At 57.9% G+C, this 15,542-nt stretch carries 14 protein-coding genes; 3 read left to right on the top strand and 11 right to left on the bottom strand.

Annotation, left to right across the window (positions count from 1 at the left end):
• Window positions 1-32: 32 nt before the first annotated feature.
• The 4 genes from QE435_RS14845 to QE435_RS14860 all read right to left on the bottom strand — a co-directional run bounded on the left by QE435_RS14845 (window position 33) and on the right by QE435_RS14860 (window position 3,674).
• On the bottom strand, window positions 33-662 hold the full coding sequence (locus QE435_RS14845) for a nucleoside triphosphate hydrolase (RefSeq protein WP_349041841.1): 630 nt from the start codon (window positions 660-662) through the stop codon (window positions 33-35).
• Entirely contained in the window at window positions 659-1,441 is a 783-nt protein-coding gene (locus QE435_RS14850; protein ID WP_306934745.1) for an ATP-binding cassette domain-containing protein, read from the bottom strand. The genes QE435_RS14845 and QE435_RS14850 overlap by 4 nt, the downstream gene beginning before the upstream one ends.
• Window positions 1,442-1,452: 11 nt before the next feature.
• Window positions 1,453-2,517, bottom strand: a complete 1,065-nt coding sequence (locus QE435_RS14855) for an ABC transporter permease (RefSeq protein WP_062427165.1) — start codon at window positions 2,515-2,517, stop codon at window positions 1,453-1,455.
• A 134-nt stretch (window positions 2,518-2,651) separates the two neighbouring features.
• The gene (locus QE435_RS14860; protein WP_349041842.1) at window positions 2,652-3,674 is read right to left on the bottom strand and encodes a sugar ABC transporter substrate-binding protein; all 1,023 of its coding nucleotides are present in this window, start codon (window positions 3,672-3,674) and stop codon (window positions 2,652-2,654) included.
• 263 nt (window positions 3,675-3,937) lie between these two features.
• Here QE435_RS14860 and QE435_RS14865 point away from each other — a divergent pair, with 263 nt between their 5' ends.
• Window positions 3,938-5,170: an ROK family transcriptional regulator gene (locus tag QE435_RS14865; RefSeq protein WP_349041843.1), complete on the top strand. Its 1,233-nt coding sequence runs from the start codon at window positions 3,938-3,940 to the stop codon at window positions 5,168-5,170.
• A gap of 24 nt (window positions 5,171-5,194) precedes the next feature.
• On the opposite strand, the gene QE435_RS14870 is transcribed toward QE435_RS14865, so the two are convergent.
• From QE435_RS14870 to mepA, 7 genes are all read right to left on the bottom strand, one after another.
• Window positions 5,195-6,184, bottom strand: a complete 990-nt coding sequence (locus QE435_RS14870; RefSeq protein WP_349041844.1) for an Ldh family oxidoreductase — start codon at window positions 6,182-6,184, stop codon at window positions 5,195-5,197.
• A 109-nt stretch (window positions 6,185-6,293) separates the two neighbouring features.
• On the bottom strand, window positions 6,294-6,929 hold the full coding sequence (locus QE435_RS14875) for a 2,3-bisphosphoglycerate-dependent phosphoglycerate mutase (RefSeq protein WP_113178774.1): 636 nt from the start codon (window positions 6,927-6,929) through the stop codon (window positions 6,294-6,296).
• Window positions 6,930-6,947: 18 nt separating this feature from the next.
• Window positions 6,948-7,775, bottom strand: a complete 828-nt coding sequence (gene dapB / locus QE435_RS14880) for a 4-hydroxy-tetrahydrodipicolinate reductase (RefSeq protein ID WP_349041845.1) — start codon at window positions 7,773-7,775, stop codon at window positions 6,948-6,950.
• A gap of 17 nt (window positions 7,776-7,792) precedes the next feature.
• Window positions 7,793-9,577, bottom strand: coding sequence for an ABC transporter ATP-binding protein (locus tag QE435_RS14885; RefSeq protein WP_349041846.1), 1,785 nt, complete (start codon window positions 9,575-9,577; stop codon window positions 7,793-7,795).
• 98 nt (window positions 9,578-9,675) lie between these two features.
• Window positions 9,676-10,692: a glucokinase gene (locus tag QE435_RS14890; RefSeq protein ID WP_349041847.1), complete on the bottom strand. Its 1,017-nt coding sequence runs from the start codon at window positions 10,690-10,692 to the stop codon at window positions 9,676-9,678.
• A gap of 56 nt (window positions 10,693-10,748) precedes the next feature.
• Window positions 10,749-11,132 (bottom strand): methylglyoxal synthase, encoded by a 384-nt coding sequence (locus QE435_RS14895; RefSeq protein ID WP_306934746.1) that lies wholly within the window; start codon window positions 11,130-11,132, stop codon window positions 10,749-10,751.
• A gap of 80 nt (window positions 11,133-11,212) precedes the next feature.
• A complete protein-coding gene (gene mepA, locus QE435_RS14900) occupies window positions 11,213-12,202 on the bottom strand; it encodes a penicillin-insensitive murein endopeptidase (protein ID WP_349042869.1) in 990 nt (329 codons plus the stop codon).
• Between the two features lie 227 nt (window positions 12,203-12,429).
• Between mepA and QE435_RS14905 the strand changes: the two genes are divergently transcribed.
• Complete coding sequence (locus QE435_RS14905) at window positions 12,430-14,274, top strand: extracellular solute-binding protein (protein ID WP_349041848.1); 1,845 nt, start codon at window positions 12,430-12,432, stop codon at window positions 14,272-14,274.
• A 146-nt stretch (window positions 14,275-14,420) separates the two neighbouring features.
• On the top strand, window positions 14,421-15,512 hold the full coding sequence (locus QE435_RS14910) for a microcin C ABC transporter permease YejB (protein ID WP_306930589.1): 1,092 nt from the start codon (window positions 14,421-14,423) through the stop codon (window positions 15,510-15,512).
• Window positions 15,513-15,542 lie beyond the last annotated feature (30 nt).

Raw genomic sequence — 15,542 nt, forward strand, 5'->3', positions numbered from 1 at the left:
TGGCGGTCGGCTGAGCACAAAGCAACGAGGCTTCAGTTCCACATATCGATCTGGATATCGGCTTGGTGTGAATGTTCCACGACGCGCTTGCCGTTGGGCAGATCGTTCTCGTAGAGCTTGGCGTGGATGGCATGCTCATCCAGACCGTAGCCGATCCAGCGATCGCGAAGCCGCTGCTCAAGTATCGGATAGGATGGCCCGACGAAAATGGTGAGGTCGAAGCTGTCTTTCAGACGGTCCCACGGTGCTTCGTCCAGCAGCAGGTAGTTTCCCTCTGCGAGAATGAAGCGTGTATCTGCTGAGACCGCTCTTGCGGATGCAATCGCGATCTCGCGCGAGCGGTCGAAGACGGGCACCAGAACCTCTTCCCCGCCTTGGCGCACGGCTTTGACGATATCGATGAAGCCACGCACATCGAATGTCTCCGGCGCACCTTTACGGGCAATCAATCCGCGGCTTTGCAAGATACCGTTGTCCATATGGAAGCCATCCATGGGCAGGACTTCGGCAGTCTCGCCGCGGGCAATCAGGCTGTCTCTGAGCGCATCGGCCAGTGTGGATTTGCCGGCCCCTGGAGGGCCGGCGATGGCGACGATGTAACGGGGGGAATGGTCTGCACGTGCAAGAACATCGTCCGTCAACGCCGCAAGCGTCAGTGTCATGCGGCGATATCCTGGTGGGGCGGTTCCTTCGCGCCCGTCATGAAAGCGACCGCATCCGACATCGTATAGTCCTTCGGATTGATGACGCAGAGACGTCTGCCAAGGCGATGGATATGAATACGATCTGCCACTTCGAAAACATGCGGCATGTTGTGCGAAATGAGCACGATCGGCAGACCGCGCGATCGAACGTCCTGAATGAGTTCCAGAACGCGCCGGCTTTCCTTGACGCCAAGTGCCGCTGTCGGCTCGTCGAGAATGACGACCTTCGAACCGAAGGCGGCAGCTCTCGCAACCGCAACACCCTGGCGCTGACCACCAGACAGCGTCTCGACCGCCTGGTTGATGTTCTGAATGGTCATCAAACCCAGTTCGGAAAGCTTTTCACGGGCAAATTTGTCCATCGCCGCATGGTCGAGCTTGCGGAATACCGAGCCGAGAATACCGGGCTTGCGGAGTTCGCGTCCGAGAAACATGTTGTCGGTGATCGATAGCGCAGGCGACAGCGCAAGGTTCTGATAGACGGTCTCGATACCGGCATCTCGGGCTTCGAGCGGTGTCTTGAACTGAACCGGCTTCCCTTCCAGCCTGATCTCGCCCTCATCCGGACGGATCGCGCCCGACAGTGCTTTGATGAGCGAAGATTTGCCTGCACCATTGTCGCCGATCACCGCCAGGATTTCGCCCGGATAGAGATCGAAGTCGGCATTGTCGAGTGCGGTCACGCGACCGTAACGCTTGACGAGACCATGGGCTGAAAGAATGGGTTGTCTGTTCATATCCTGGGCCATCAGACGGCTGCCTTTCTGATCCATTGATCCACTGCTACGGCGGCGATGATCAGCCAGCCTGTCAACATAACCTTCCATTGTGGGTCGGCGCCGAGCATATTGAGGCCCATGGAGACCACGCCGACCAGCATGGCGCCGAACAGCGTCCCGAGAATGGAGCCACGTCCACCGAAGAGCGAGATACCGCCGATAACGGTCGCGGTAATGGCCTGCAGGTTGTAGTCGGTCACGGCGGCAGAAGGAGAGATCGAACCGTTCCGGCCGATGGCGACCCAGGCCGCGAAGGCTGCAATGACACCAGCGATCGTGTAGACGCTGAGCAGGACTTTGCGGGTCTGAATGCCGGAAAGCTTTGCCGCTTCCGGATCGTCGCCCACGGCATAGACGTGGCGTCCCCAGGCGGTCTGATTCAAGACGTACCAGAGCACGGCGACGAGCGCGACCATGGCGATGACGCCGAGTGTAAAAATGGCAGAACCGATACGGAAGTTTGTTGCGAAGAGCTGAAGAAGCGGTGCGGTCTGCTGCACGTCGGCATCGCGGATCGTTTCATTGGCCGAATAGATGAAATTCGTCGCCATGACGATGTTCCATGAACCGAGCGTCACGATAAAGGGGGGAAGTTTCACCACCGCCACCAGGAAGCCGTTGAAGAAGCCGCAAAGTCCGCCGACAACGAAGCCCGCGAGAATGGCGATAGGGGTGGGCAGTCCGTAGGTGACCGCCACATTGCCCATAACGACGGATGAAATGACCATCACCACGCCGATCGAAAGATCGATACCGGCCGTCAGGATGATCAATGTCTGTGCCGAGCCCAGAATGCCGACGACGGCGATCTGCTGCAGGATCAGGGTCAATGTGTAGGATGAAAAGAACCGTCCGCCGATCGTCATGCCGAAAATCGCAACCGACAGGATCAAGACGATGAGTGGCACGGCCGCCGGTGTCGAGTGTAGAAAATGCTGGGCGCGTTTGAGCGCGGACACGCTCTGCTGATCGAAGGAGGCGACTTTCTTGTCGCTCCCATCCAGCACGCGCTCGAATTCTTGAATTCCGCTCATGTTTCCTCCTCCCGCTCGCCAAACATCTATGCGCGGCGCCGAAATGTCAGCCGGGTATTACGAAAGCGAATGGTTTTGGGTGAAGTTGGCCGGGAGTGATCCCGGCCATGATCTTCAGATGGTGATCGAGGGCATCAGCCCCAGCACTTCGCCAGACCTTCCTTGACGCTGATCGAAGGGACGCCCTTGACCGGCTTGTCGGTGACCAGAGAAACGCCGGTGTCGAAGAAGGATTTGCCTTCGGTCGGCTTCGGCTTTTCGCCCGTGTCGGCAAACTTCTTGATAGCCTCGACGCCGAGTGCCGCCATCATCAGCGGATATTGCTGCGAGGTCGCGCCGATGACGCCTTCCTCAACCGACTTCACGCCTGGGCAACCGCCGTCAACCGAAACGATCAACACGTTCTTTTCCATGCCAACAGCCTTGAGCGCCTGGTAAGCACCTACAGCGGCAGGTTCGTTGATGGTGTGAATGACGTTGATGCCCGGGTCCTTCTGCAGAAGGTTTTCCATGGCCTTGCGGCCGCCTTCTTCGTTGCCGTTCGTCACGTCGTGGCCAACGATACGCGGGTCGGTTTCGTCGCCGATCTTATTCGGGTCCTTCGGATCGATGCCGAAGCCGATCATGAAGCCTTGGTCGCGAAGAACGTCGACGCTCGGCTGGTCAGGTGTCAAATCGAGGAAGCCAACCTTGGCATCCTTCGCGCCATCGCCCATGGTGCCCTTGGCCCATTCGCCGATCAGCTTGCCGGCCAGAAGGTTGTCGGTCGCGAATGTCGCGTCGGCAGAGTTGATCGGGTCAAGCGGTGTGTCGAGAGCGATGACCAGAAGGCCTGCGTCGCGTGCCTTTTTAATCGTCGGAACGATGCCCTTGGTGTCGGAAGCGGTGATCAGAATGCCCTTGGCGCCGTCGGCAATGCAGGACTCGATAGCTGCAACCTGGCTTTCGGAGTCACCGTCGACCTTGCCGGCGTAAGACTTGAGCGTCACGCCCAGTTCCTTCGCCTTGGCGGTCGCGCCTTCTTTCATCTTGACGAAAAAGGGATTGGTGTCGGTCTTGGTGATGAGGCATGCCGACGTATCGGCGGCCGATGCGACCGAAGTGAAAGAAACGCCAAGCGCAAGCGCGCCCAAAAAGGCGGAAACAGTTGTCTTCATATGATCCTCCCAGTGAAAACAAACAGCCATTTGGATGACTGGTCTGCGGCCCTTCTCCTCCTAGATCCGGCGCCACTGGAACCGATGGAACCACCAAATTAACAACCTGTCAATAAATAAATCCAATTGAATTATTAATTCGATCTGTCATGCTCTAACCCTTGGTGGCGGGAGTGGACGGGAGGAGACCGGGACACTTTTGCGCACGATATGGTGAGTGAAGCCGCTGCGATTGAACCCGTACCGGCTGGGAGGATGATAAGATGTCGCGATCACTGGAGATGTCGCAGACGCCGATTGCAGCGGCTACCGATTTGACGGGGGGCGCTAATCAGGTTCGCGTTCGCGCCTATAATGAACGGCTGGTGCTCTCTCTGGTGCGTCGTCACAACGCCTTGTCAAAAGCCGAAATCGCAAGGCGCAGCGGCCTTTCAGCCCAGACTGTATCAGTGATCATGCGCTCGCTCGAAAAGGATGGCTTGCTGATCAGGGGCGAATTGCTCCGGGGTCGCGTCGGCCAGCCTTCGACTCCGATGCGGCTTAATCCGGATTCGGTTTACTCCTTCGGCGTCAAGATTGGCCGCCGCAGCGTCGATCTGGTGCTGATGGATTTCGTCGGTCAGATCAAGATGCAGCTGCGCAATACTTACCCTTACCCGATGCCGGAATGGATATTGCCCTTCGTGACTCAAGGCATCGCCGAGCTGGAGGGGAGGCTTGATCCGTCAGAACGCGAGAAGATCGCGGGCGTCGGGATCGCCGCGCCCTTCGAACTCTGGAGTTGGGCGAAAGAAGTCGGTGCACCTGAAGGCAAGATGGACAGCTGGCGCCACGTCGATCTTCGCCAGGAAATCGCCGATACTGTCGACTATCCCGTCTTTCTTCAGAATGATGCGACGAGCGCTTGCGGCGCCGAACTGGTGTTTGGCAACGGCCAGGCCTATCCGGATTTTCTCTACGTCTTCATCGGTTCGTTCATTGGTGGCGGCGTCGTCTTGAACTCGGCCTTGTTCTCGGGACGGACAGGGGCGGCCGGTGCCATCGGTCCACTGCCGGTTCAAGGGCAAGATGGCAGAACGGTTCAGTTGCTCAAGATCGCCTCGATCTTCGTGCTCGAAGACATGCTGCGTGAAAGAGGCATCGATCCCAAACCACTGTGGTTTTCGCCCGACGAATGGATCGATTTCGGTGAACCGCTGGAAGTGTGGATCCGCAATACGGGCGCCGCACTCGCCCAGGCCGTGATTGCCGCCGCATCGATCATCGATTTTTCCACCGTCATCATCGATGGCGGCTTCCCAGGATGGGTGCGCTCGCGAATCGTCGAGGCGACAAGCGACGCACTGACGTTACATGATCTTCAAGGTGTGGCCGTGCCGGATATCAGGGAGGGCGCGGTCGGAAGTCAGGCGCGCGCTATTGGTGGCGCCAGTCTGCCGCTGTTCTCCCGTTATCTTCTCGACCAGAATGTGTTGTTCAAAGAAACGTCGACCTGAAAGACCGCGCACTTTTGCCGGTTCTCAGAGCGCTTCGATCTGACGCAAAATATCGTCTTCGATCGTAATGCCGTTCTCCAGTGACTGCTTGCGGATGCCTTGGCTGCGGCGGCCTGGAAGCCTCGCATTGTCCTGAGACTCGATTTCCGCTGCCATCTGCGAAACCCTCTCCGCCAGAACATCGTTGCCGGCAATGGTCGGGTCGATCGCGATGATCGTATGCCCAAGCGATGGCGCTGTTCCGGTATCGTCCAAAAGAGACGAGGCCTGGAAGCCGAAATTGCCGCCGGTAAGGCCCGCCGCCATGATCTCGACCATGAGGGCCAATGCTGCCCCCTTTGCCTCACCCGCTGGCACCATCGTGCCGTTGATCGCTTCCGTTGGATCGGTGGTCGGACGGCCTTGTGCGTCGAGAGCCCAATCATCTGGAATAGTGGTGCCTTTTTGCCGGGCGGCCATGATCTTGCCTCGCGCGACCTTGGAAAGCGCGAGGTCGATCACCAGAGGGTCGGCGTCCTTTATCGGCGCGGCAAAGGCGATCGGGTTCGTCCCATAAAGTGGCTTGATGCCGCCCCATGGCGCCATGGATGCCGGGGCATTGGCGACCATGAAAGCAACGAGACCCTGTTCGGCCAAACGCTCGACTGTCAAAGCCATGACACCCGCATGATGCGAGCGACCGATTGCGGCAAGCGCAATGCCCTGTTCACGGGCAAGCGGCGCAACGTCCTTGATCGCAAGATCGATAGCCGGATAAGCATATCCATGTCCTGCGTCGATGGAGATTACCGCGGGTCGTACCTTCGTCGCTGTTGGCACGGCGTTACCGTTCACTTTGCCGGCATGAAGCTGGGCCACATAGACCGGTATCCGCCGAAATCCGTGACCGCCCTGGCCACAGGCCTCGGCGGCAACCAATGCACGCGCAACGGAGCGCGCGCTTGACGCTAGAACGCCGTTCTTCTCGAAGATGGAAGAAACGAAATCTTCCGCCTGTTCTATGCTGAATTTCATGGTGTGATCTTAAACGGAAGAGAGTGAACGGTGAACTGATGGCGTGCCGTGCTAAGGCACTAGGTGGCGGGCGGCCCTCGACCAAAAAAATAAGGCCGCCCTTACACGATCAATGCGCGGCGGACATGTCGCCCAGAACGTCCTTGGACGCAACGGTGGAGTCGGCATTCAGCTTGTAGACCATGGGCACGCCGGTCGCGAGATTGAGCTTCAGGATTTCTTCCTTGCTCAGCTTGTCGAGCACCATCACCAGGGAGCGCAGCGAATTGCCATGGGCGGCAACGAGAACCTTTTCGCCACGCAGAACACGCGGCAGGATTTCCGTCAGGTAGTAGGGCCAGACGCGTGCCCCGGTGTCACGCAGGCTTTCGCCGCCGGGCGGCGGGATGTCGTAGGAACGGCGCCAGATATGCACCTGCTCTTCACCCCACTTCTCGCGGGCGTCGTCCTTGTTGAGACCAGAGAGATCGCCATAGTCGCGCTCGTTCAAAGCCTCGTTGCGGATGGTCTCGAGGCCGGATTGGCCGACATTGTCGAGCACGATCTGGCAGGTTTTTTGCGCGCGGATTAGAGAGGAGGTGTAAGCAACGTCGAACTTGATACCGTAATCGGCAAGCGCCTTGCCGCCAGCATTGGCTTCCTGCACGCCGAGTTCGGTCAGGTCCGGATCGCGCCATCCGGTGAAGAGGTTCTTGAGGTTCCAGTCACTTTGACCGTGACGAACGAGGACGAGGGTTCCGCTCATAAATACTCTCCAGGTTGATTATGAATTGTCGGCCAGACCGAGAACGTCCAGCATCGAGTAGAAGCCGGGCTTCTTGTCGAAAGCCCAGAGTGCGGCGGCGATGGCGCCACGCCCGAAAATGCTCCGATCCGCCGCATGGTGCGAGAAGGTCAATTGTTCTCCCTCACCAGCAAAGATCACGGAGTGATCGCCCACCACCGAGCCGCCACGCAGCGTTGCAAAGCCGATGGTGCCCGCCTGGCGTGCACCGGTGTGCCCGTCGCGTACCCTGACGGAGTGGTCGGCAAGATTGATACTGCGACCCTCAGCTGCGGCTTCGCCAAGCAGAAGGGCCGTGCCGGATGGTGCGTCCACCTTGTGCCTATGATGCATTTCCAGCACCTCAATATCCCACTGCTGTGGTCCGAGCGCTTTTGCCGCCTGACGTGTCAGCACAGAAAGAAGGTTGACGCCAAGGCTCATATTGCCGGACTTTACAACGCGTGCATGACGTGCAGCTGCGTTGAACTTTTCCTCATCCTCGACCGAGCAGCCGGTGGTGCCGATAATGTGGACGATACGCGCTTGTGCGGCGAGGCCGGAGAAGATCACACTGGCTGCCGGTGAGGTAAAATCCACCACGCCTTCAGCGTTGACGAAGGCCGCAAGCGCATCGCTGGTGACGGGAATCCCGATGGGACCTAGACCGGCAAGTTCACCAGCATCGCGTCCAACGAAGGACGAGCCCTCCCGCTCGATTGCGGCATGAAGTTGAACGCCGGGCGTCTCATGAATGAGACGGATGAGGGTCTGTCCCATGCGGCCTGCAGCGCCAACCACCACCAGTTTCATGCCGTTGCCGCTCATGTCGTCACCCTATGCTTTCAAAGTCCGCGAACGCCTGTCGCCTGAAGATTGTTGAGGCGAGCGTAAAGACCGCCTTCCTGTCGCGCAAGCGTCTCATGCGTGCCTTCTTCGACAACCTGCCCCTCATTCATCACCACGATCTTGTCTGCCTTGACGACAGTCGAGAGACGGTGGGCAATGACGATGACGGTGCGTCCGGTCATGGCTGTATCGAGCGCCTTTTGCACGACGGCTTCCGACTCGGTATCAAGTGCAGACGTCGCTTCATCAAGCAGCAGGATCGGCGCATTGCGGACCAGCGCGCGTGCGATGGAAAGACGCTGACGCTGGCCGCCCGAAAGGGTCATGCCGTTCTCACCAACCTGGGTATCGTAACCCAGCGGCTGTGCCAGAATGAAGTCATGGGCGAAAGCAAGCCTCGCAGCCTCTTCAATTTCAGCGTCCGTCGCTTCAGGGCGACCATAGCGGATATTGTCGCGGATCGTGCCTTCGAAGAGGTAGGGTTGCTGCGAAACGTAAGCCAGATTGAGCCGCACCGAATGCGTCGTGACATCGGCAATGTTCTGTCCGTCGATCAGGATTTCGCCACCGGTCGGATCGTAAAATCGCGGTATGAGATTGATGATGGTGGATTTTCCCGCCCCGGAAGGCCCGACAAGTGCAGTCGTTTTCCCGCCTTCGGCCACGAAACTGACGCCTTTGAGGATAGGCCCGGAATCCTTGTAGGAGAAAACCACATTGCGCAACTCGACCGTCGCATTGGCGATCTTCAGCGGCACCGCATTCGGCTTTTCGCGCTGAACCGGCTCCATGTCGAGAATCTCATAGATCATGCGTGCATTCACGACAGCACGCTCCAGGGACACCTGAAGACGAGCCAGACGGCGCGCCGGGTCGTAAGCCAGCAGGAGGGCGGTCACGAAAGCGAAGAAGGCGCCAGGAGGAACGTTGTCATAGATCGCGCGGTAAGCGGCATAGGCGAGCACGCTTGAGACGGCGATACCGGCGATTGTTTCAGTCAGAGGCGCAGTTCGCTCGGACAGCCGCGCGATACGATTGGAACGTCGTTCGGAAGCGTCGATCGTGGCGAAGACGCGCTCCTCAAGCGGCTTTTCCATCGTGAAAGCTTTGACGATAGCGATACCCTGCAGCGTTTCCTGCATGGAGCCAAGGACACGACTTCCCAGGATGATGGCTTCCCTTGTCGTTTCCCGAAGTCTCTTGGAGATGTATCGAAGGCCGAGAACCAGCGGCGGCACGATGAAGACGATGATGATCGAGAGGAACGGATCCTTGATAATCATCACGCCGATCAGAGCGATGAAGGTCAAGAAATCGCGGGCCACGGAGGTGACGGTCAAATTCATCACATCGCGGATGCCGCCGATATTCTGGCTGACCTGGGCTGCGAGATGCGCGGAACGGGACTCACTCAGATAACCAACCGAGAGTGTCATCAGATGCGAGTAAAGTCGCTTTTGATAGCGGGCAACAATGTTATTGCCAATTTTCGATAGCGCGACCGATTGAAAGTAGCTCGCAAGTCCCCGAAGGAAGAAAGCCATAAATATGGCACCGCAGATCAGAAATGCGAGATCAGCACGTCGGTTGACGAAGGCCTCGTTGATAATGGAATCCATGATCCATGCGGTGAACGCCGTTGATCCTGCTACGATGAGCAGGCAGAAAACGACCAATATATAGCCCTTGATATGATCACGCGCATTCTCAGCGAAGACGCGCTTTAGAACTGCAGCAATTGTATCGGTATCCACAGGACCCCGTGACTTGGCGGTTTTCAATCGCTCATCCACCTTTTGATGTTCCGGCGACTGGGCCGCCTTTTCAACCGGCGTCTATATCCATTAGGGCAGGCTTTGACCAGCCTCTACTTGGAAGCTCAGCTTTGCCAGCGACGCCCTTCGAGTGTCACGCCGAAATTCTCCGGTGTTCTGGCGAAGGTTGAGAGACCGGCAAGCGCCGCCTGCGGATGGGTGACCACATAGGTCGGAATGGAGCGCATGAGCGCGCTGTGCGGTGCCTTATCCTCAAAACCAGCGCGAAACTCAGGACGCTTGAGTGCTGGAATGATCTTTTGCGAAATGCCGCCGGCAAGGTAGACCCCGCCACGCGCCATGAAGACGAGCGCCATGTCTCCGGCAACGCGCCCAAGATAGGTGCTGAACAGTGATAGTGTTTCCTCGGCCTGTGCATTCGATCCGCCAAGACCATGTGCGGTGACATCTGCCGGGTCGGAGAACGTTGGCGTAACGCCATCCGCAGCGCAAATGGCGCGGTAGAGATTGACGAGGCCGCGCCCGCAAAGGATCTGCTCTCCAGAAATACGGCCCTCAATCGCTTCGAGGTGCGGAAAGACCTGACGATCCCGTTCCGTGCGAGGCCCGAGATCGACGTGCCCGCCTTCGCCAGGCACTGGAAACCACATGTGCCGTGCGTAGACGAGTCCGCCGACGCCAAGACCGGTGCCCGGACCGAGCACCACGCGCGAAGCCATCATGTCCGGACGGTTCGGCCCGACGAGCTCACGATTGTCATCGTCAAGTGCCGCAATCGCCAAAGCCTGAGCCTCGAAATCATTGACGACGACGACATCGCTCAAACCAAGATTGCTCAGCATCTCTTTCGGTTTGACGACCCAATGGCAATTGGTCAGCGGTATCTCGTCGGACTCGATCGGTCCAGCGACGGCAAGGAGCGCCGAGACAGGCTTGATCGCCGTGTTGCTCAGCACGGCGATTTTGATGGCGTCGTCGATGGAGGGATAGTCGGCGGTTTTGACGGTCGTCAGATGAACGGCTTCAGATGTGGCGTCCGGCAGGATGCAGAAACGGGCATTGGTGCCGCCGATGTCTCCAATGAGGATCGGAAAGGAAAGATGATCGTTCTCGTTGGGCATCACTGCTCCTGAAGCCGCCTGATTTTGAAGATATGATCGCCGTATTCGGCGAGCGCCTATTTTTGGATGTGGAAGTCGATCAGTCGCTCGGCCGTCGCGCGGTTGAGCGCCATCGGTATGTCGTAGACGGTGGCAAGCCGTGTCAAGGCTTTCACGTCCACATCATGCGGCATAGAGGTGAGTGGGTCGACGAAGAAGATCAGCATGTCGACATCGCCGGTGGCGATCATGGCGCCAATTTGCTGGTCGCCACCAAGCGGTCCGCTTTTCAGGCGAATGACGTCGAGCTTTGGACAGGCATCCTGAACACGCCCGCCCGTGGTGCCGGTGGCGACGATCCGGAACGCTGAGAGTGCATCCTGATGCTCGCGGGCAAACTCCGCCATGTCGTTCTTCTTCTCATCATGCGCAATCAGCGCCACGCAGCGTTTGCTGTCCATCATCTGCCCCAAGCAGTTTTAAATCGATTTGAAGCCTTCTATATCAACTCTTCCAAGTTTGAAAAGCGGGCGTCTTTGGATCAATTCATCGAAGGACGCGCAGAAGGTCTTGGCACGTCGGCCGGCGGAACCGGTGCACCGGAGGATGAGGAGAGAGGGCCGCTCACCGTTGGAACGGCAGGGCTGGTGTAGGAGCTCTGCACCGCGGGCTGTGATCTTCCGGCGGAAGGCGCGACCGCAATGGCGGCACAGGCTTTTGGCAGGTCTGACACCATCATCGGTCGTGGCGGCTTTGGCGGTTTGGCGTTCGGATCCTTCTTCGGTGCCGCCCAGGGTTCCTTGGTGAACCACCAGGCAAGCGACTTGTCGCAGCCATCGCCCGGACCCACCGCCGCCTGCGGCTTGCAGTCGGTCGCGCCGGCGGGGCAGGAGAGGCGGACGTGGAAGTGTTCGTCATGACCGTAGATGGGACGGATCTTGCCCATGAAAGTTCGGTCGCCGGTCCAGCTCTGGCACAGCTTCTGCTTGATGGCCGGGTTGACGAAGATGCGCTCCACCTGCGGATAGCTTGCCGCCATCATTACCAGTCGCGCATTCAGTGGAGACCATTTGCGGTCGTCGACGGTCAGGAACTTGCTCTTGTCGAGCATCGAAATGAACGGCGTATCCTCGCGCTCCTGGGCGCTCATAATGTGGTCCGGCATCTGGCGCCACCAAATATCGACATCCAGCCCGATCTGATGGGAAGCGTGGCCCGTCAGCATCGGGCCGCCACGCGGCTGGGAGATATCGCCGATCAAGAGGCCCGGCCAGCCGATCTTCTGCGCATCCTGGCCAAAGCGTTCGATGAAGGAGATGAGCTGGGGTTGGCCCCAGCGCCGGTTGCGGGAAAGGCGCATGGCCTGGAAACCTTCGCCTTCCGTCGGCAGGGCAACCGCACCGGACTGGCATCCTTTTGCATAGGAGCCGTAAGACCTGGAGGGACCGGCGGAAGGAAGATCGATATGGCCAAAAACCTGTTTTGCAGGCAGGTCTTCCGCAAAGGCTGGGGCGAGATCTGCGCCGATCATCGAGATGACCGAAAAAGCGATAAGCGAAAGCCTGTGCGCTGTCATTGTCTTTAATCTCATTCGTCGCCGCCTGCGATCCGGTTGATTCTTTTGTGCGATAGTACGCTGGATCGCGAATTTGGTGAAAGCATGTTTGCGAATAACCGGCTTGTGAGGTGGCGCCTCTATTTTTTGACATTGTTTGGCTTATGCTTTGCCGCAACACGCACCGAAAGGAAAATCCGCCCATGGCTCTGGCAAGCGCAAAACCCTTCCTGCTCCTGGCAATGGGGGTATCGCTTTTCACGTCCTCGACAGCAACGCACGCGCAGGAAGACGGGCAATGGCGTGTGGGCATCGCCACGGTCGGAGAATTGAAACATCCGAAGGGCTTCGAGCGGTTCGACTACGTCAATCCGAATGCGCCGAAGGGCGGCGCCCTGCGGCTGTCGACAGCCGGTACCTACGACACCCTGAACCCCCTTCTTGCCAAGGGAGAGGCCGCGACGGGTCTCGGGGTCGTGTTCGATACGTTGATGAAGTCTTCCGAAGAGGAGCTTTCAGCATCATATGGCCTTCTTGCAGAGGCGTTGACCTATCCAGACGATATATCAAAGGCGACGTTTAGGCTGCGCGCGGAAGCGACATTCGCCGACGGGAAACCGGTAACACCGGAGGACGTTGTTTTCAGCTTTGAAAAGGCGAAGGACCTCAACCCGCAGCTCGCGACCTACTACGCGCACGTCACCAAAGCGGAGAAGACTGGCGACCGGGAAGTGACCTTCACTTTCGACGAGAAAAACAACCGCGAACTTCCGCAGATCATCGGGCAACTGCTCGTTGTTCCCAAGCACTGGTGGGAGGCCAACGGTCCGGATGGAAAGCCACGCGACATTTCACGCGGGACACTAGAGCCGGTCATGGGGTCCGGACCCTACAAGATCGCTTCCGTGGCGCCGGGCTCCACGATCACTTACGAATTGCGTGACGATTATTGGGGTAAAAACCTGAACGTCAATGTCGGCATGAACAACTTCAAGACGATCAGCTACACCTTCTATACCGATCGCGATGTGGAGTTTCAGGCCTTCAAAGCAGGAAATACGGATTTCTGGCAGGAAAACTCTGCCGGGCGCTGGGCAACCGGCTATGATTTTCCAGCCGTCAAGGACGGACGGATAAAGCGCGAGGAAATTCCGAATATCTACCGCTCGGTCGGTATCATGCAGGCCTTCGTGCCCAATGCTCGCCGGGACAAGTTCAAGGATCCGAGAGTCCGCAAAGCGCTGAACCTTGCCTATGACTTCGAGGATATGAACAAGACACTGTTCTTCGGCCAATATCAGAGGATCAACAGCTTCTTCATGGGAAGCGACCTTGCCTCATCCGGTTTGCCGCAGGGCAAAGAGCTGGAAATCCTGACCGAAGTAAAAGATGACGTGCCGCCGGAGGTCTTTACCACCGAGTATCGCAATCCCGTTGGTGGCGATCCTGCCAAGCAGCGCGACAATTTACGTGAGGCCGTCAAGCTGATGAAAGAGGCGGGCTACGAGTTGCGGGGCAACCGCATGGTCAACGCGAAGACGGGCCAGCCTTTCGATTTCGAAATCCTGGTTGATTCTCCCGCCATGGAGCGCGTTGTCCTGGCCTACACCCAAAACCTCAAGAAGATCGGCATCAATGTCACCGTTCGAAACGTGGATTCGTCGCAATACACCAATCGCACACGCGCCTTCGACTACGACATGATCGTCAATCTTTGGGCTCAAACCTCCAATCCCGGTAATGAACAAGCCGATTACTGGGGTTCGGCCGCAGCCAACCGCCAAGGCTCGAAAAACTTCGCCGGCATTAGCAATCCTGCGATCGACAAGATCATCCGTAAGATTATCTTCGCTCCCAACCGTGAGGATCAGGTTGCCGCCGTCAAGGCGCTGGATCGGGTTCTACTGGCGGGCAACTACGTCATCCCGCAATTCTACCGCGGCGAGATGACCGTCGCCTACTGGAACACGATCGTTCGCCCCACGGAATTGCCCTATTACGGCGTTGGTTTCCCTGAAGCCTGGTGGTCGGCCAGTGCGGCAAAATGAGCTTGGTCTTGCTTTATAGCCCAAGCCTTGATTCACATGCATGAAGACGAATCATTGGGCTGGCGATATGCGTCGCTCGCCGAGAAAGGAAACGGTTTGACAGTGGGGATGACAGCCGAGCGCGCTTGCACGGAGTGTGAACTCTAATGGGAGCCTATATTCTGCGGCGTCTGGCGCTTATGATACCGACCATTATCGGCATCATGGGCATTTCCTTCCTCGTCATTCAGTTTGCGCCGGGCGGCCCCGTCGAACAGGTCATCGCTCAATTGTCCGGTTCCGGCGATAGCGCTGCTGATCGCCTCTCCGGCGGTGGCGACCTCATGGGTGGCGGTGGTGTCGATGAAAGCGGGTCGAAATATCGTGGCGCTCAGGGTCTCGATCCCGAACTGATCGCCAAGCTCGAAAAGCAGTTCGGCTTCGACAAGCCACCGCTGACGCGCTTTCTGGAGATGATGTGGAACTACATTCGCTTCGACTTTGGCGATAGCTTCTTCAGAAACTCTTCCGTCATCGACCTCATCATCGACAAGATGCCTGTCTCTATCTCGCTCGGCTTCTGGATCCTGATCATTTCCTATGCCATTTCCATTCCCCTTGGTATCAAGAAGGCAGTGGAAGATGGCTCCAAATTCGATGTCTGGACCTCCGGCATCGTCATCGTTGGTTATGCGGTGCCGAGCTTCCTCTTCGGCATATTATTGATCGTGGTCTTTGCCGGCGGTTCCTTCTTTGACTGGTTTCCCCTGCGGGGCCTCACATCCGATAACTTCGCCGAGTTGACTTGGTGGCAGAAGATCATCGACTACTTCTGGCACCTGACGCTGCCGCTGACAGCTCTCGTGCTTTCTGCTTTCGCCACCACCACACTCCTGACCAAGAACTCCTTCATCGATGAGATCAAGAAGCAATATGTGGTGACCGCGCGCGCCAAGGGTCTTTCGGAACGAAAGGTGCTCTATGGCCACGTCTTCCGCAATGCGATGCTGATCGTCATCGCGGGCTTCCCTGGCGCCTTCATCTCCGCCTTTTTCACCGGCTCGCTTTTGATCGAAAACATTTTCTCGCTGGATGGCCTTGGCCGCCTTGGCTATCTGTCGGTCGTCAATCGCGATTACCCGATCGTATTCGGTACCCTTTTTATCTTCTCGCTCATGGGACTTGTCGTCGGCCTGATTTCCGACCTGATCTATACCTGGATCGATCCGCGCATCGACTTTGAGCGGAGGGACGTGTGATGACTGTCTCTACGCCCGCAACCACACCCG

Source organism: Agrobacterium sp. SORGH_AS 787 (genome assembly GCF_030819035.1).
Classification (GTDB): domain Bacteria; phylum Pseudomonadota; class Alphaproteobacteria; order Rhizobiales; family Rhizobiaceae; genus Agrobacterium; species Agrobacterium larrymoorei_B.

Coding starts and splice junctions, on each gene's coding strand:
- QE435_RS14850 (WP_306934745.1), bottom strand. CDS start 1,441: ATGAACAGACAACCCATTCTTTCAGCCCATGGTCTCGTCAAGCGTTAC.
- QE435_RS14875 (WP_113178774.1), bottom strand. CDS start 6,929: ATGAGCGGAACCCTCGTCCTCGTTCGTCACGGTCAAAGTGACTGGAAC.
- QE435_RS14890 (WP_349041847.1), bottom strand. CDS start 10,692: ATGCCCAACGAGAACGATCATCTTTCCTTTCCGATCCTCATTGGAGAC.
- QE435_RS14845 (WP_349041841.1), bottom strand. CDS start 662: ATGACACTGACGCTTGCGGCGTTGACGGACGATGTTCTTGCACGTGCA.
- QE435_RS14855 (WP_062427165.1), bottom strand. CDS start 2,517: ATGAGCGGAATTCAAGAATTCGAGCGCGTGCTGGATGGGAGCGACAAG.
- QE435_RS14865 (WP_349041843.1), top strand. CDS start 3,938: ATGTCGCGATCACTGGAGATGTCGCAGACGCCGATTGCAGCGGCTACC.
- QE435_RS14860 (WP_349041842.1), bottom strand. CDS start 3,674: ATGAAGACAACTGTTTCCGCCTTTTTGGGCGCGCTTGCGCTTGGCGTT.
- QE435_RS14905 (WP_349041848.1), top strand. CDS start 12,430: ATGGCTCTGGCAAGCGCAAAACCCTTCCTGCTCCTGGCAATGGGGGTA.
- QE435_RS14895 (WP_306934746.1), bottom strand. CDS start 11,132: ATGGACAGCAAACGCTGCGTGGCGCTGATTGCGCATGATGAGAAGAAG.
- QE435_RS14870 (WP_349041844.1), bottom strand. CDS start 6,184: ATGAAATTCAGCATAGAACAGGCGGAAGATTTCGTTTCTTCCATCTTC.
- dapB (WP_349041845.1), bottom strand. CDS start 7,775: ATGAGCGGCAACGGCATGAAACTGGTGGTGGTTGGCGCTGCAGGCCGC.
- mepA (WP_349042869.1), bottom strand. CDS start 12,202: ATGATCGGCGCAGATCTCGCCCCAGCCTTTGCGGAAGACCTGCCTGCA.
- QE435_RS14910 (WP_306930589.1), top strand. CDS start 14,421: ATGGGAGCCTATATTCTGCGGCGTCTGGCGCTTATGATACCGACCATT.